The sequence below is a fragment of the Anabaena sp. CCY 9402-a genome (genome assembly GCF_963920945.1).
GTDB lineage: Bacteria > Cyanobacteriota > Cyanobacteriia > Cyanobacteriales > Nostocaceae > Trichormus > Trichormus minutissimus.
This window is the reverse complement of sequence record NZ_CAWUDL010000105.1, coordinates 1-16984: the sequence shown is the minus strand read 5'-3', so window position 1 is coordinate 16984 and position 16984 is coordinate 1. Positions and strand designations below refer to the sequence as shown.

Genomic DNA, 16984 nt, shown 5'->3' with positions numbered 1-16984 from the left:
GTCATTTTGAAATCTCTCTTAATTTTTATTAGTAAATAAGATGCGTTTTCCCTACTATTAAACGTAGTCTTACGCGGTTGGGTTGGGTGGCGATGAGGTGTAGAGATTTCTCTCCAATCCAGATTTAATCTGCGACATAGTTCTTCAAAACTTGCATAATTAACTGCTTTATCAGTGAGAAATAGGTTAACTCAGTAAAATTCAGTACGGGAAACAGTAATGAAGTTTATAAAATAAACAACCGCATCAACAGAAATATGAGGATTTTACTACCTAATATTAACCACAAGTAATCTCTGCAAAGTTAAATACTACTTCAGCTACATAAAAGGAAACAACCCAAAATGTCTAGAAATACAAGCCCATCTCAAACTTGGCTCAAACTCGTAGTTGATCAATCATTAGATACAGTCTTTGATCTGCTACATCAATTCGCTAACACTCCTCGTTTCCGTGAGAACATAGCAGTTACATTTGGTAACTCAGTTGATGCTAGTGGCTTTCAGACTGCTTGGATGAATAGAGATTTTGCAACTTTCCCTCCTATTGAAATCCGCAGTGCAGCCGAAATTAATGGTGCTAATGGAGCTTTTTCTCGAGATACTGGCAAGATTTATTTAGCAGCAGAGTTTATTACTCAAAATGCTAACAATCTTGAAGCAATTACGAATGTATTGCTGGAAGAATACGGGCATTTTGTTGATGCACAGATTAATGTCATAGACACACCCGGTGATGAAGGGGCGATTTTTTCGAGGTTGGTGCAAGGGGATATTTTAAGTGAGCAACAGTTAGCAGTTTTGCGTGCTGAGGATGATACGGCGACTGTCATGCTGGATGGAAAAGAGACTGTGATTGAAATGGACATCTTTTCGGGTGGTAATGGCAATGACACCATAAATGGTAGTAATGGCAATGACTCCATTTTTGGAAATGGTGGCGATGACTCCATTTTTGGAAATGGTGGCGATGACTCCATTTTTGGTGATGATGGCAATGACATCATTTATGGTGATACTGGCAATGACTATTTAGACATCTTCTACCAAATCCTAGGTGTTGCTGGCAATGACTTCATTTTTGGTGGTAATGGCAATGACACCATTTTTGGTGGTGCTGGCAATGACTTCATTTTTGGTGATAATGGCAATGACACCATTTTTGGTGGTGCTGGCAATGACATCATTTATGGTGACATAATAGCTCTTTATGGTGCTGGCAATGACACCATTTATGGTGATGATGGTGATGACACCATTTATGGTGGTACTGGCAATGACACTCTCGATGGTGGTAATGGCAATGACACCATTGATGGTAATGATGGTGATGACACCATAAAAGGTCGTGATGGCAATGACACCATAAATGGTAATGATGGTGATGACACCATAAATGGTAATCAGGGTGATGACACCATAAATGGTAATCAGGGTGATGACCGCATATTTGGTGGTGCTGGCAATGACACCATTGATGGTGGTACTGGCAATGACACCATAAATGGTAATCAGGGTGATGACCGCATATTTGGTGGTACTGGCAATGACACTCTCGATGGTGATGATGGCAATGACACCATTTATGGTGATGATGGCAATGACACCATTTATGGTGATCAGGGTGATGACCGCATTTATGGCGGTGCTGACAATGACACTCTCGATGGTGGTACTGGCAATGACATTCTCGATGGTGGTACTGGCAATGACCTAATTAATGCTGGTGCTGGCAATGACTTCATTTATGCTGGTGCTGGCAATGACACCATTCATGGTGGTACTGGCAATGACCGCATATTTGGTGATGATGGTGATGACACTATCTTTGGTGATGATGGTGATGACACTATCTTTGGTAGTGCTGGCAATGACACTCTCGATGGTGGGGAGGGGAATGATCGCGTTATCGAAAAACGAAATGTGAATTTTACCCTTTTTGAGATTCCTAATGACACCAATAACACACACCAGCTTATGGGCTTAGGAACTGACAGCTTAAAGAATATTGAGACTGTTGAACTACACGGAGGAGCAGGTAATAACACCTTAGATGCTAGTCTTGCGACTGTTAAGGTTGAGCTTAAAGGTCTGGAAGGTAATGATACCCTCAAAGGTGGTTCAAGGAATGATATCCTGGCTGGAGGAGCAGGAACTAATAATCTTTGGGGAGGCGAAGGTTCGGATACCTTTGTAACTGAATCTGGTGGAATTCAGATTATCAAAGATTTTGAGCGTGGTGTTGATAAAATTGACATGGCACAAGCTCAAGTTAATCAAATTTCCTTTGATTTTTCTAATCAAGATTCAACAATTATTAAAGTAAATGGAGAAGAAAGAGCAAGAATTGAAGGAAGTCTGGTTGACTCAAGCTCTTTAATTAATACCAGCAAAGATATTAAGCCCCAACCTCTTACAGCCGCACAAGTTAAAAATCTCAGCGCAATGCTGCAAAAGTGGGCAGAAAGTTACGCTACATCTTTAGGACTTTCTACCGACAATGTGCAACTTGTTAATAATAATCTTCAGATGGTTGGAGGTGATTTAACATTTATTGACTTTGGAACTGAAGAGACTCACACTGATCAGGGTTTAGAAATAGAAAACATGACCCGTAATGCGTCTATGTTTTTCAGAAACAACTCTACAGAATCATCAAGCGTAACTTTTAGTTACTCAGATGGCAAAGGATATGAAGTTTCAAATCAAGATACAACTCAATGGGAAATTGGTAATACATTTGGTCTTGGTACATCGGTCACAGTTGGGGGAAAAGCAGGAATACCTTTTCTTGCCCAGAGTAGCGTAGAAGCCACTGTAGAGACAAGCTACGAACATAGCTTGTCTAATGGTGGCAGCAACACAAAAATCAACACCGATAACGTCAATACCCAGCAAGACACCAGTATTCAATTTAATGCACCTGCTGGAGCAGTTACTAAAGCAATTGCAACCGCAACAGGAGGAGAGTATTCAGGAGGAAAATACGAAATTCCGATCACCATCTCTGGATCAATTGGCATTGATCTAAATGGGGATGGGGATGCTTCAGATCCCGGTGAAATCAATAATCTTCCTGTGAATGCTATTCTGCAATATTATAATCCTCAAGAATTTGTAGGTGAAGGATTCCAAAAAACTTTTAGACTGCCCGAAGGTCAAGACCTATTCTATAACGAAACCACTAAAGCCAAAGTCACAGGAACAGCTGATGGGGCTTTCTTTACTAATGTTAATGCCAGTGTTGCATCCGCCTATGACTGGTCATTGACTAACCCAACTATATCAGAATATTTGAATGGAGTTAACTACCAAGCTCAACTCAATACTGGTAATGCAGTTGGACAAGCTGTGGAAGAACGCTATTGGTTAATCCGTGATTCAGAATATGGTCCTCGACCTTCTGGTACTACTTTACGCATTGAGGGATTCACTCCTGCTGAAGATTTCATCGGTATTGACCATAATGCTATTGACAGCGACGCTGATATTATGTTTGCCACAAATGTCGGTGTTGGTATTGATCCTGCTGACAAACTGATTCTGAAAGCAGGAAGCTACACACAAGATAACTTCACTTTCCAAACAACCCAAATTCTTATGGGTGGAACAGGTGACTTAACCACAATTGATGATAATGATGTCTTGGCTGAACTGATTAATGTTGCTCCCCATCAATTACTTGGTTCTTCTAGTCGAGAGTCTTTAACTAGGGGTGATATGACTTCCAACTTCATGTTTGGCACTCAAGGAACTATCTGGGATAATGGTTTACCTTCTGGTGACGGTACTAACATATTACAACTCCTAGAAACTGTCTAAACTTCTCGATAATTAGGGCTTGCTGAATAAACGAAAAACCTACAGCAAATTGTTATCAACCTTGCCAATCAGGGCGTGATACATTAACTGTAACTTCTGGAAACGATCGCACCATGCTGAGTCAAATCTCGGTGCGATCGCTTTCAGATGTTATGCTCTGATGGTTAGAGTCAAAACTCAAACAAAGCACTTTTTAAAATACGCGTAGACGTAGCGCACCGCAGGTATCGCTTCCTAATTTGTCTCATTTCAAATCCGTTTAATCACTTTACCAGGACTTACGCAAGTGTCACAATCGATAGTTGGTGCGTGACGCTATAAGTCTCACGACTACGTTCAAATACTTTCGCAGCGTCACACAACGGCAATAAAGCGGGAGGAAAATCCACACCGCTTTTTGCCTCCCCTACGTAAAAAATATGCCAGTTGCGTAAGTCCTATTTACCTTGCATGACATAATCATTAGAAACAATAGGTTAAAATTCATGTAGGAGGTAAGCTATATGTTAAAAACAATTCAAGGAATTTATAAAAACGGCAAAATTGAATTAGCTGAAACACCACAGGGTATTACTGAAAGTTTAGTGTTTGTCACCTTCCTAGAAACTAAACCCAGCCAATGGCTAGACATAATTATGCAATATTATGGTGTAAAAGAAAGTATTATATTTGAATCATATTGAGATGAATTGATACCGCCAAAGGAAATAGAACTTTAATTATGTATGGGTTATCTACTAGATACTTGCGTAATTAGTGATGTTGTCAAATATGGATTAGCAATCAACCCACAACGCGCTGTTAAAATCCAATCAATTATTGAAATATTATAATGTAAATAGAGCAAAATCAGGCGATGCCTGCGGCGGGCGTAGCCATCGCTCCATGCTATGACAAATCAGCGAAATAGAGTGCGATCGCTTCTTTGTGGAGTGACACAACTCAGTAGATGGGCGTAAATAAATATAATATGCTCTGTCATTGCGATCGCACCAGCGTCCCATCGGGAATCAATCACAAAGCCTTTCGGATTGCTACCCTTCGGCTACGGTGTACACACAAGTCTGATAAATCCCAGTCAAAACTTGCTTTATAGCCCTTAAATGTCATTCTGAGTGGAGCTTTGCAAAGGGTAAAGCCTGCGGCATCGTTTAGTAATTATCAATACAGTTTTTTATCTTAAAATGTATTCAAAACAGTTCTATTATTGATGATTACATTTACTAAACTCCTATAAAATTTGCCTGGAATTGTGAACTGAAAATTACCGTTACCAAAACTGTAACCGCCGAGTATTTAAATTGTTATTAATGCAAAATTAAATAGTGAACACAGCATTAACGTCAATATTTGGTAGACAGGTCATAAATTTCGGCACATGAGGTAGTAAAATGATTCGGCAAAAATTCAGTGGTGTGAAAGAAAGCTTCCTGCAAAGACGTTACGCTGTGAGCTTAGGAAGACGTTATGTTCTAGCCGCAGCTAGCGTGGTTTTATTTGGAGTTTTAGGTTGTTCTCAAGTAAATGATAGTACAAGTGCGCTAGCCCAATCCGATTTACCTCAAACAGAGGCATCAGTGCAAAAAAAAACAGTAATTCCCGATACAAAAATCATCTCTGCTAACAATAAGTTTGGCTTCAAATTATTTCAGGAAATCGGGAAACAAGAGAGTAGCACCAAGAATATTTTTGTGTCGCCTACCAGTATCGCGATCGCTCTGTCCATGACCTACAATGGTGCTAGCGGCTCTACTCAACAAGCAATGGCTAAGACTCTGGAGTTACAGGGTATCAATCTACCAGAACTTAACTCTGCTTACGCTTCACTCAACCAGCTGCTAGAAAATCCTGATCAAAATGTGCAACTGAAGATTGCTAACTCATTATGGGCGAATCAAAATGCTAGCCTGCGTCCTGATTTTATTCAGAGAACCCAAGATTTCTATAAAGCCAAAGTCACAACTGTAGACTTTCAGGATGCTGCTACCCCTAATACCATTAACAAATGGGTAAAAGATAATACCAATGGCAAAATCGATAGCATTGTCAACAAAATAGAACCAAATCAAATGCTGTTTTTGGTGAATGCCATATATTTTAAGGGGCAATGGAGCGAGAAATTTGATCAAAGTCAAACTAAACCCCAGCCCTTTTACATCTCATCAACTCAGCAAAAACCACACCCCATGATGTCCCAAACGGGTGATTATAAGTACTACGAAACTGAACAATTTCAGGCTGTGAGTTTGCCTTATGGTCAGGATGGTAAAGTTAGTTTGTACATCTTTTTACCCAAGCAGAACTCTAACCTTAAAGCCTTCTCGCAAAACTTGAATATTGAAAACTGGGACAAATGGATGTCTCAATTTAGCAAGCGTGAAGGATCAATTAAGTTACCTCGCTTTCAGACAGATTATGATATTACTCTCAACGATGCACTCAAAGCTTTAGGCATGGGAGAGGCTTTTAGTCAACAGGCTAATTTTTCCGGTATGGGCAAAAATCTAGCTATCAGCCAGGTGAGACATAAAACTTTTGTAGAAGTCAACGAAGAAGGTACAGAAGCTAGTGCAGCCACTTCTGTCGGGATAGTTGCCACATCTTTCAAAGAGCCACAAGTACCATTTAAAATGATTGTTGACCGTCCCTTCTTCACTGCAATTCGCGACAATCAGACAGGGAGCATTTTATTTATGGGTGCGATCGTTGATCCAAAATAAATGATGTAGAGACGGGATTAATCACGTCTCTACAAGAGTGTTGCGGGTGGAAATTAAGGTAAAGTTGGCTGTTCAGAAACGTTCAAAGCCTTTTTTGTCTCTGCTTTGGGATTCTCTCCTGGCGTGATTGATGTAGTTGTCTCTGTGTGACTTGTACTTTCGTCTGCTTCAGTAATGAAGCTAGTAGGACGCAAAGCAGTTAGAGCAGTCTTAATAATGACAGCCGTAGGTACAGCTACGATTACCCCTAAAAGTCCGCCAATTCTAGCTCCTGTTAACACAGAAATTAATATCCACACAGGATTTAACCCAGTAAAGCTGCCTAAAATCCGGGGTGCAATCAAGTTTTCCAGAATTTGCTGCACAATGACAGCTGCGATTAAAACTCTTACACCCATTGAGAAATCTTGCAACGCCACTAGGGAAGTAGTGAGGGCAATACCTACAGAACCACCAAACGGCACGAGAGCCATAATGCCAATAGTTAGGCCAAATAATAGCCCAAAAGGCACTTTCAGCCACAAAAAGGTAGGAATCAGGGCTGAGGCCATACAAGTGGATAAAATTAGCTGGGTAATAAAGAAATTTTGAAAGCTCAGGCGTACTGTTTGGGAAAAAGGGTTACGAAATCTTGTTGGTAGCCATTCCACTAGACTTTCCCAGAGTTCGCCGCCGTGCTGTAAAAGGTAGAAAGTTAAAACCATCGTCAAGAGAAAATCTAGCAGGCTGGTGACTGTCACCACAGCCAGATTTAACACTTGCCCCGCGATCGCCTGCAATTGTCCCTTGACGCGATCGTTAATTTGCACTACCAAAGCATCCAGGTTAAGAGGTAAGCCCATCACTTCGGCTTTTTCGTTCAACATCATTAACTGCGATCGCCCAGAATCAATTAATTCGGGAAGGCGAGCCACTAATTGTTGAGCTTGGGTAAGTGCCAAAGGAAACAAAGTTACACCTAAAGCCAAAAGCACCGATAGAGCTAATAAAAAGACTAAAATAGCTACTTGCTCTCGTTTTGCACCGTGATACTCCATCCAGCTAACGGGATAGTTGAGCAGAAATGCTAAAACGGAAGCTCCAACTAAAATAGCTATTAGGGAGTGGAAATAATTAAAAATTGCGGCAAATGCCCAACCATTGAGAACCAGCAATGGGGCGAAGATAGCGATCGCCCCAATTCTCGCTATTGGTGTTAGTGTCTGCCACCAGTTGAATAGCTTGCGTGTCTGCATCTTAAACCGATTGCGGGATAGAACTCAATAAAATTCTGAATCTATAGCTTATTATCTCTAACTACACCACTGTCATTCATCTCTCTAGTTTAGGATTTGACAAAATTATGAAAAATTCGGAATCGAGTGATCATTCTCTGTATCAAGAGAGTAAAGGCTGGGAAATGGGGAGTGGGGAAGATGTGACCCAATCTCTATTCTGTAAACAAGATGCGGAAAATAACAAAATCCAGTTGATTTTATATTTAATTCCCGCGATAGGTTTTTTTCCTTCCCTATGGACGATTTATCGCCGCCAAGGTAACCGGGAACAACTAGCTGTTTGTCGTCTGTCTATTACTCTGGCATTTACCTGGCTGTTAGGCTATGCCTTATTAGCCACCGGCGCAGCAACTTCCGATTTTTTAGCTCTACGTTTACTAATCCTCAATAGTTTTTGTACATCTGGTTATTTTCTGGTGAGTATCTGGCTAATTTTCAGAATTATTCAAGGTAAGTCTCACCGCTTACCAGGGTTAAGCAATTTGGCACAAAAATTGTTGGATTAGGTGACAAAGGACAGGGGACAGAGAAAACTAATTTATCTACAAGGGGTGTGAGCGAAAACCAGTCTGGCTTTAGACCTTTACATTTTTTATCAAAAGAAACAGTGTCTCTAGAGATATTTCACACTATCAATCAAATAGAAAGCCCAAACTAAGTAAAACCACACAAATTTCAAAATTCCACACTATATAAATAGTATCTAATTCCCAATCCCCAGTCCCTAGTCCCCAAGAGTTCTTCATGTTGAATTGTGAATTGACTTGTCCCCAATTTCCAAAAAATTTTCTGTCCACATCTAGTCAAACTCACTGAATTGTTGTCATACTTCAAGAAAATATGGAGAGATTTGCCACAACTAACAAAAAATCCTGCTATAAGTGTTGTGGTTGAAACTGTATTTATAGATCAGCATGGTTTATTAAAAGTTAGCTATTATGGGTTGATTTATCTGCATTAATTGTTAGTTGGCAAATTTACCTAATTTAATCAGTTAAGTGTGAGGCAGTCTGTGACCAGTCAAAGAACTTCGACCGAAGGAAACCAATCAGCAAAAGCCCCTAAGTCCAGGGGGAAAAATGCCAAGCCTGGGCGTTGGCTATGGTTTTGGGTGGGGATGAGTGGTATTGCTATGGTATCGGCAACAGCAGGGGCGTTGTTGGCAGTGTCTTTAAGTGGTACACAGTTACAACAAGCAGAACTTAGTCCCCAAGAAGAAGCTGTCTTTGATGGCGATCGCATTGCTGGTAATGGGTTGCGTTTCTCAGAATTAACTCGTCCCGTAAATCTTCTGGTTATGGGCATGAGTGTACTACCGCCAGATGTCCGGAATCCTCCTGCTGAAACCCAAAATCTCCGACATTTACCGCAAATTAATTCCTTCGATGGTCTTGCGGATGTCATGCTTTTGGTTCAATTTCAACCAGAAAAGAAAAAAATAGCGATCCTGTCTATTCCCAGGGATACCCGCACCCAAATACAAGGGTATGGAACAAGAAAAATTAATGCTGCCAATGTCGAAGGTGGGCCGGCTTTAACTGCTAAAACAGTTAGCAATGTCTTGGGAGGTGCAGGAATTGATCGCTACATCCGCATTAATGTTTTAGGGGTGGGTAAACTAATCGATGCTTTGGGTGGAGTCACAGTCTTCATCCCCAAAGATATGAAATATCAAGATGATTCTCAACATCTATATATTAATTTAAAGGCAGGTAAACAGCATCTCAACGGCGATCAAGCACTACAATTACTTCGGTTTCGCCACGATGCACTGGGAGATATTGGCCGCATTCAACGCCAGCAAATGGTAATTCGCGCATTGATTGACCAGAGTCTCAACCCAGCTACAGTGACTCAATTACCAAAAATTCTCAACGTTGTCAAAGATAACATTGACACTAATTTAACCGTTGAAGAATTAGTGGCACTACTGGGCTTTGGAGTCCGCACCAATCGGGCTAATATGCAAATGTTTATGTTGCCTGGTCGCTTTAGCGAAAATGGTGAGTATGATGCTAGCTACTGGATACCGAGTAAAAGAGGTATTGCCAACCTGATGTCTCAGCACTTTGGCTTAGAATCATTCTCGGAACGCCAAATTACAGAGCCGGGTGCATTAAAGGTAGCAATACAAGATAGCACAGGCAGCGATCGCTCTCAACTGCGTCCTTTGATCAAAACTTTGGAAGAAGCTGGATATCGCAATATATATATATATAAAGCTTGGTCTGAACCTTTGGAAGTGACTAATATTATTGCTCAACAGGGCGATGGCGATAGTGCAGAATCAATTCGCAATACTTTAGGTTTTGGAGAAGTCCGCGTAGAAAGTACCGGCAGTCTCGATTCCGATATTAGTATCCAGATAGGTAGAGATTGGTTGGAAAAAAAAGATTTGTTAGAGAATTCCAGTAATTTTTGATAAGTCAATCAATTTTGGATTTTGGATTTTGGATTAGTTTGAGTCAAAGCCCCGTCTTTTGTGAAGTAGGGGTGGGTTTACCCGAATGATCGTGAATAATTGAGGATATCTGTGAACCCGCTCCTACTAAAATCAAAAATTGGTTGACTTTGGCGTAGCGATACTAGGATGTTGACGCTCAAAGCAAAAGAGACGCGAAATTTCGCGTCTCTAAAAATTTTATTCCTATTACTTCTTACTCATTACTCATTACTTATTTAAATGCGTGCTAAAACTGGTTGATTTTGTACTGCACTAACAGTGTTAGATTCAGCATCCGTGCAGTAAATTTCACAGGAATTATTCGGACTTTCAATGAGTTTTATCTTGTGTAGCTTTGCACCTAGGTTTTGAATGGGCGATCGCAGTAAATTACTAATATACAGAGCGATATTTTCAGCAGTTGGTACAACCTCTGCAAAGTAAGGGATATCTTTGTTTAAAAAGCTGTGGTCAAATGCTTCTAGCACATGATCATCTATCGCCTGATTCAAAGCACCTAAATCGGCAATCATCCCAGTACGCTGATCAATTTCACCTTTAACAGTTACTTCCAAGTGGTAGTTGTGTCCGTGTCCGTGGGGACGGGCGCATTTACCATAAATCTCAGCATTATCTTCATCACTGAGTTGAGGATGTGCTAGCCGATGGGCTGCACTAAAGTGAGTGCTAATAGTGAGGTAAGCTTCCATTCCGTTTCCTATGTAATCTGCCCAAAGTTCAGGATGTTCAAACAACTGTATGCGGACTAGTGGTAAATGGGGTGCTAGTCGCTGCCAAATTACCCGTGCGATATTCTCAGTCGTGGGCAAAGTTTGCTGAAATTCTGCCCAGACATCGTTGAGATAGGAAAAGTCCAATTGGCTGGTAACTTCGCTTTTAATTACGTGTTTCACGTCAGACAAGTTCAACACCATGCCATATTCATCTAGTTCTCCAGCCATAGAGACAAATAAGACATAGTTGTGTCCATGTCCGGGAAATTTAGAGCAAGCACCAAATTTCTCAATATTTTCGGCTGGACTCAATTCTGGCAACCAATAGCGATGGCTTGCCGAAAACTGAGCGCGGCGATTTACAATACATTGCATGAGTACACTGGGAGCAGAATTTAAAATTTCTTAACGTTTCTCTGTTCCCAGCATAAACTAATTCAGCCGTTTCGCGGAGTCAAAAGTTCATAGTCCATAGCCTCAAGAAACTAATGCTAACGATTAATCATTGACTATTCAACAGATGCTTGCGCCTCACAATGCAATCTTGTAGCAATACGAAATAGTTCTTGACCTGTGTGTAGATAACGCTCATCATAGTTTAAGGGAAAGTAAGCCAATTCTTCTAGTCCATCTCCGACTTGACTAAGGCTGTAGTAGAGATGAGCTGCGGCTCTAGCTAGACTGGGAGGATTAGGTAAGGAACGAAAAGTAATTTGAGCTTGTTTAAGGTCTGCCTTACACTGTTGTAAATATTCCTGAAATTCATCTAATAATTCATCATCAAAAGGATCGGCGGCGAGTTCTTCAATTTGCTCTTCTAGAGAATTGAGAATACTGCACAGTAAGCGATTGACTGGTTGATATACTAGGCGTAGCCATTCTTCAACTTGCTCATCAGCGTCCTTTCCTGACTTACGTTTAGTTTGGTAATGTTTTTGCGCTGAGGCTGTACGCTGTAGGCGATCGCTATTTAATTTTAGCTCCTCACCCCGCAGTTGCTGGTCATAATTGAGGCGACTTTGACTGTCACCTAATACTTCATACGCTGCGTTAATACGGATAATTTGCTCATGGTTAGCCGTGTCCTGATTACTATCAGGATGAAATAATTTCACCAAGCGGCGATAGGCTTGCTTAATCTCCGCTCGGCTAGCACTAGAACTCACTTTGAGAGTTTCATAGTGGTTGGAATCTGGTTTAAAATCGACCATTCATTCACTTGATTGTTAGCTGACGCTAGTGGCTACCTTAGCCTCTAGGTCTTGGAATAGGGGCGTACTCAAATATCTTTCGCCAAAACTGGGCTGAATCATCACGATTAAGCGTCCCTCGTTTTCTGGGCGTTGGGCTACACGAACAGCAGCGCATAAAGCTGCACCACTAGAAATTCCAGATAATAGCCCTTCTTCTCTAGCTAAACGTCGGCTGTAAGCGATCGCTTCTTCATCACTGACTGTAATCACTTCATCAATTAAGTCTACCTTGAGTACCTGGGGAATAAACCCTGCCCCAATCCCTTGGATTTTATGGGGGCCTGGTTTGCCTCCTGATAAAACTGGGCTGTTGGTTGGTTCAACTGCGATCGCTTGAAAGCTTGGTTTACGGCTTTTCAACACTTCCGCTACACCTGTGATCGTACCACCTGTACCTACCCCTGCCACGATCATATCTACCTGTCCATCGGTGTCTTGCCAAATTTCTTCGGCGGTAGTTTCTCGATGTATTTTCACGTTAGCTGGGTTGCGGAACTGTTGCAACATATAAGCATGGGGCGTAGTATTAACTATCTCCTGGGCGCGGCGAATTGCCCCACTCATTCCTTCCATCCCTGGGGTGAGTTCCAATTCCGCACCAAAAGCCCGCAACATTGCCCGCCGTTCACCACTCATGGTTTCCGGCATGGTTAAGATTAATCGATAACCCTTAGCAGCAGCTGCCATTGCTAGAGCAATACCTGTATTTCCCGATGTGGGTTCTACCAATACTGTCTTTCCAGGAGCAATTAACCTTTCCTCTTCGGCATCATTAATCATACTCACGCCAATTCTGTCTTTTACCGATGATGAGGGGTTCATGCTTTCCAGTTTGACTAAAATTTGCGCCACACATCCCTCAGCTTGGGGGATGCGATTTAGCTGCACTAAAGGCGTCCGACCAATCAATTCTGTAATGTTATTAGCAATCTGCATACTCTTTCCTGATCCATTATTTATTAATCATTTATCCATAATCTCAGTATTCATAGTCTAGAGTCTACAGCTTTCTCTTTGATTGACTCATGACCAATGACTATGGACTAAATGTAGTACATAATATCCAACTGCCGCCGAGAATCTCTTGTTTCGCACAGATCCTGAAGGGAGTAGTTCTGTAACACAAAGTTAGCCGCTTGACAAGCTTCTTGCCAAATTTCTTCTATGACTGCATTGTCTAAAGTTTTAGAGTTGCCGTTATTTTCACTAGTCCTCACATCTAACCCTTCCAAACATTCTAATATTTCAAAGAGGGTGATTTTGCGAGGTTCTCTCGCTAAAAAATAGCCCCCTTTTGACCCACGTTGACTTTTGAGTATGCCTCCACGCCTTAAGGTTGCCAATAACTGCTCCAAATAGCGATCGGGTATTTTTTGCTGGGCGGCGATTTGTCGAATTTGCATTGGTTCGCCGCTTTCGTAATGAGTTGCCATCTCTAATAAGGCAAGAATTGCGTATTCTGATTTACACGATAGTTCCACAAGCAAAATAGTAAGTGATGAATGAAATTATGAGAAAGTTAAGGCTGATCCCTCAACTTTCTTTAGTATACTCCGGTTCAACACTAGGGTTTCTGCCTTATGGTAATTAGTAATTAATGCTGAGTTGCTGTTAAAGATAGTAAGTGCAGATAACGTTAACTCAGTCAAATAAAAAACCCCGCTTCGTAGCGGGGATAAATTCAGTTTAAAGCGTTTAAGATTTGGAACAATCTAGAAGGTGAAAGTAGTTCTTAGAGTACCAATAATCGCATCGTTGTCATTTGTTTGACCAGGATTGGTGAGCCAAATGACACCAGGAGTGATAGAGATATTCTCGGAAACGCGGTATTTGTAGAAGCCTTCAACTTGGTAAGGTACTTCGTTAGCACCAGGATTTAGTCGGCCAAGTGAATAGGGTTGCGCGCCAGCGAAAATACCCAGAACGTTACCTTGCTTACCAAAGTCAGGTAACGCTACGCCAACGCCGTAGCTCCAAATTTCTTTGTCATTATTTATGCCAGAGGCGGTGACATCAGTATAAGAAACGAAGCCGCTTACTGACAATTTATCGCTAGGTCTGAAGGCCGCAGATAAACCATAGGAGTTGCTGGAAGCTGGGTCATTCAAAGTGTTAGCTTGTCGAGTCCCTACTAAAGCAACGTTACCTTCATTTGCGAAGAGCTGACTTCCTGCACCAGTGTAACCATGAACGTAGGTGGCAGCTAAAGCTACGCGATCGCCTACACTAAAGTTCAACTGACCTAATGCAGCATAGTTACCGTTGAAGATACCTGAACCAGTACCAGGATTGTTAGGCTCAGAACCTAAATAACCTACAGTTAGAGAACTTGGTCTGAGGATACCGCCACCTCTACCAAAGGGCAGGTTAACAGCTATACCAGCACCACCACCAATCCGATAGATGGGGTTTTTGGCAGAGAAGGTAGATAACGAACCGTTACCACCATCAGTTTTGTCGTGGAAGTAAGGGTTGTTAACAGCAGCATAATGGTCGTGCCGTCCACCAACAGCTGCCAAGTAAACTTGAGCTGGTCCTATGGGTGCTTCATAGGTCAGTTTGTCTACCACAACATTGTTGTTACCAGTGCTACCAACTTGGAATGTTTGTAAACCTTCGCCACCTGTAGTAGGCGTACCAGTGTTGTCTACAAATCTGTTGGCATTACCAGACGCTAAACGAGTAGTTAATAGGTCTCTACCTGTGAAGCTGGTGTTTAAGGTTAAGCGTACTCTGTTTTGGAAGACGGTGTTATTGGCATCACCAATGTCATCGCCAAACACATCGGTCACTGCAAAAATAGCTTCACCGGCAAGTTTGGTGGTGGTGGAGAATTGGTTGGCTTCCAATTCCGCAGTCCGTGCTTCTAAAGCGTCTACACGACCACGCAAGGTTGCTAGTTCAGCAGAAAATTCTTCTTGCAGGCGTTGTAGGGTAGCTAAATCTTCTTTTGTTACTAAGTCAGCTGTTGCTGTAGCAATCAGTTCGTTGACCCGATCTAAACAGGCGTTCAAACCTGCTGCAAATTCATAACGGGTTAAAGCTCTGTTACCACGGTAAGTGCCGTTGGGATAACCAGCGATACAACCGTAACGCTCAACCAAGGACTGCAATGCTTGGAATGCCCAATCGGTTGGTTGTACGTCGGAAAACTGAGAAACTGATGTAACTTGAGACTGAGAATTGTTAGCTCTGCCTTCGTTACTATAGAGATTAACTTGGTTTATTACTTTTGTATCTTCAGATGTTGGGGCTGCTTGCGCCACAATTACTGGTTCTTGAGCGACTTCAGACAGCTTGGTTTCTGTTGTTGCTACTTCAGTTGTTGGTACTACAGTTGTTAGGACTTCTGTATTTGTACTGGGGGCTGCGATCGCTGCTGAAGAAACTAACAGGGTTGCTCCTAATACCGCAGGGCTAACCACTAGAGATTTCCACAATAAATTAGACATCTTTACTTTTCTCCTCACACCTTGTATAGATAATTGTTTTCGCTGCACTTACATTCTCAAAAACGGACATCTTATTGAAATCTGTCGATGAGGCATAGTTGCCACTACCACAATTTTAGTTTTTGCAAAGTTAATAACCGATTAACTTAAGCTAAAACATAGCTATATAGCTTATTATTATAGATTATTTCAGCTATATGGCAAGAGATAGGCGATCAGCTCATTAACTGTCACACTAAATCACCCATATAACAAAGAGAGAGTAAGGTTTTAAAAGTTCCCTACTCTCCGCAGATGTTTAGGTTGTCTGAGCCTTAAACTAGCTTGCATAATATCTTTTAATTAATTCGAGAAATTACTTCTGCCAAATCAAAATCGTTTTGGGTTAAGCCACCTGCATCATGAGTTGTTAATGTGATTTTCACTTTGTTATAAGATATTTCTATATCTGGATGATGTCCGGCTGATTCCGCAGGTTCTACCAGCTTATTGACAAATGCGATCGCTGCAACAAAGTCTTTAAATTTGCGGGTAGTTTGCAACTTAGAATCTGCCACAGTCCAACCTAAAAGGCTGCTAGCTTGTGTTTGAATTTCTGCTTCCGTTAGTAATTGCGCCATCACAAAAACCCCTACTATTTATATCCTTGCTATATCTGCTTATGCAAGACATTCACCTACGCTAGGCGGAACGCCATCGCCACTCAAATCTCCGACAGCAACTATCAATAATTCTTAGGATACCTATAAAAAAACTATCCGCTCTGATGTCAGATCGGTTAATCTATATCAGAGCGGTGTAGCGGGTCTTCAGGTTGCAACCAGACTGCCGGAAGGAACTCCGTGCTTTAGCCTAGCTACTAGTAGCTTACTTAGTCTGACTAGCAGACTAAGGCTAACTTTTAGAGAACAGCTCCGGCGCACAGCCGGCTAACTGCAACCTGATGACCCATGGGTTTACTACTTTCTATCATGGGCATCACCTCCTTATTGCCTAATCGGTCTAATTCTCAAAAAGGCAGAGAGTAAATCTCTGGGCGTTAACCTTTGATTACTATAGCATATCAATTCTAAGATGCTCACCATCGATCAAAAAAACCTCCGCTAAAATGCGGAGGCTATGAAAATTCAGACAAAAGATGTATGTTAACTCACCACCATTAGAGAGCGTTACCGCGAGGTAGTACCTCTTCGGGGAATACAAATTTTTCGTGAGGCTGATCTTGAGGAGCCATCCAAGCGCGGATACCCTCATTCAGCAAAATGTTCTTGGTATAGAAGGTTT

At 41.6% G+C, this 16984-nt stretch carries 12 protein-coding genes and 1 pseudogene; 5 read left to right on the top strand and 8 right to left on the bottom strand.

The features are described from left to right. Window positions 1-344: 344 nt before the first annotated feature. The 3 genes from ACM0OR_RS25645 to ACM0OR_RS25635 all read left to right on the top strand — a co-directional run bounded on the left by ACM0OR_RS25645 (window position 345) and on the right by ACM0OR_RS25635 (window position 6541). Window positions 345-3821 (top strand): hypothetical protein, encoded by a 3477-nt coding sequence (locus ACM0OR_RS25645; RefSeq protein ID WP_414579272.1) that lies wholly within the window; start codon window positions 345-347, stop codon window positions 3819-3821. Between the two features lie 503 nt (window positions 3822-4324). Continuing rightward, window positions 4325-4504, top strand: a complete 180-nt coding sequence (locus tag ACM0OR_RS25640) for a hypothetical protein (protein WP_414579271.1) — start codon at window positions 4325-4327, stop codon at window positions 4502-4504. A gap of 708 nt (window positions 4505-5212) precedes the next feature. Continuing rightward, the gene (locus tag ACM0OR_RS25635; RefSeq protein WP_414579270.1) at window positions 5213-6541 is read left to right on the top strand and encodes a serpin family protein; all 1329 of its coding nucleotides are present in this window, start codon (window positions 5213-5215) and stop codon (window positions 6539-6541) included. Window positions 6542-6594: 53 nt separating this feature from the next. On the opposite strand, the gene ACM0OR_RS25630 is transcribed toward ACM0OR_RS25635, so the two are convergent. Further along, the gene (locus tag ACM0OR_RS25630; RefSeq protein ID WP_323266359.1) at window positions 6595-7776 is read right to left on the bottom strand and encodes an AI-2E family transporter; all 1182 of its coding nucleotides are present in this window, start codon (window positions 7774-7776) and stop codon (window positions 6595-6597) included. A gap of 164 nt (window positions 7777-7940) precedes the next feature. Between ACM0OR_RS25630 and ACM0OR_RS25625 the strand changes: the two genes are divergently transcribed. After that, a complete protein-coding gene (locus ACM0OR_RS25625) occupies window positions 7941-8324 on the top strand; it encodes a hypothetical protein (protein ID WP_414579273.1) in 384 nt (127 codons plus the stop codon). 506 nt (window positions 8325-8830) lie between these two features. Then, a complete protein-coding gene (locus ACM0OR_RS25620; RefSeq protein ID WP_414579269.1) occupies window positions 8831-10240 on the top strand; it encodes an LCP family protein in 1410 nt (469 codons plus the stop codon). Between the two features lie 257 nt (window positions 10241-10497). On the opposite strand, the gene ACM0OR_RS25615 is transcribed toward ACM0OR_RS25620, so the two are convergent. From ACM0OR_RS25615 to ACM0OR_RS25585, 7 genes and pseudogenes are all read right to left on the bottom strand, one after another. After that, a complete protein-coding gene (locus tag ACM0OR_RS25615) occupies window positions 10498-11370 on the bottom strand; it encodes a 6-carboxytetrahydropterin synthase (RefSeq protein ID WP_414579268.1) in 873 nt (290 codons plus the stop codon). A gap of 134 nt (window positions 11371-11504) precedes the next feature. Continuing rightward, window positions 11505-12206, bottom strand: a complete 702-nt coding sequence (locus ACM0OR_RS25610) for a DnaJ domain-containing protein (protein ID WP_414579267.1) — start codon at window positions 12204-12206, stop codon at window positions 11505-11507. A gap of 15 nt (window positions 12207-12221) precedes the next feature. Then, window positions 12222-13184 (bottom strand): cysteine synthase A, encoded by a 963-nt coding sequence (cysK, locus tag ACM0OR_RS25605; protein WP_414579266.1) that lies wholly within the window; start codon window positions 13182-13184, stop codon window positions 12222-12224. A gap of 107 nt (window positions 13185-13291) precedes the next feature. Continuing rightward, the gene (locus ACM0OR_RS25600) at window positions 13292-13729 is read right to left on the bottom strand and encodes an RrF2 family transcriptional regulator (RefSeq protein WP_414579265.1); all 438 of its coding nucleotides are present in this window, start codon (window positions 13727-13729) and stop codon (window positions 13292-13294) included. Window positions 13730-13960: 231 nt separating this feature from the next. Continuing rightward, window positions 13961-15700, bottom strand: coding sequence for an iron uptake porin (locus tag ACM0OR_RS25595; RefSeq protein ID WP_414579264.1), 1740 nt, complete (start codon window positions 15698-15700; stop codon window positions 13961-13963). A 338-nt stretch (window positions 15701-16038) separates the two neighbouring features. Next, entirely contained in the window at window positions 16039-16320 is a 282-nt protein-coding gene (locus ACM0OR_RS25590) for a 4a-hydroxytetrahydrobiopterin dehydratase (protein WP_323266365.1), read from the bottom strand. A 539-nt stretch (window positions 16321-16859) separates the two neighbouring features. Beyond that, window positions 16860-16984: pseudogene (locus tag ACM0OR_RS25585) on the bottom strand (photosystem II D2 protein (photosystem q(a) protein)); the annotation flags it as partial.

Excerpts from the sequence above, each read along its gene's own strand:
- ACM0OR_RS25630 (WP_323266359.1), bottom strand. The coding sequence starts at position 7,776 with ATGCAGACACGCAAGCTATTCAACTGGTGGCAGACACTAACACCAATA.
- ACM0OR_RS25615 (WP_414579268.1), bottom strand. The coding sequence starts at position 11,370 with ATGCAATGTATTGTAAATCGCCGCGCTCAGTTTTCGGCAAGCCATCGC.
- ACM0OR_RS25625 (WP_414579273.1), top strand. The coding sequence starts at position 7,941 with ATGGGGAGTGGGGAAGATGTGACCCAATCTCTATTCTGTAAACAAGAT.
- ACM0OR_RS25590 (WP_323266365.1), bottom strand. The coding sequence starts at position 16,320 with ATGGCGCAATTACTAACGGAAGCAGAAATTCAAACACAAGCTAGCAGC.
- ACM0OR_RS25595 (WP_414579264.1), bottom strand. The coding sequence starts at position 15,700 with ATGTCTAATTTATTGTGGAAATCTCTAGTGGTTAGCCCTGCGGTATTA.
- ACM0OR_RS25635 (WP_414579270.1), top strand. The coding sequence starts at position 5,213 with ATGATTCGGCAAAAATTCAGTGGTGTGAAAGAAAGCTTCCTGCAAAGA.
- ACM0OR_RS25610 (WP_414579267.1), bottom strand. The coding sequence starts at position 12,206 with ATGGTCGATTTTAAACCAGATTCCAACCACTATGAAACTCTCAAAGTG.
- cysK (WP_414579266.1), bottom strand. The coding sequence starts at position 13,184 with ATGCAGATTGCTAATAACATTACAGAATTGATTGGTCGGACGCCTTTA.
- ACM0OR_RS25640 (WP_414579271.1), top strand. The coding sequence starts at position 4,325 with ATGTTAAAAACAATTCAAGGAATTTATAAAAACGGCAAAATTGAATTA.
- ACM0OR_RS25645 (WP_414579272.1), top strand. The coding sequence starts at position 345 with ATGTCTAGAAATACAAGCCCATCTCAAACTTGGCTCAAACTCGTAGTT.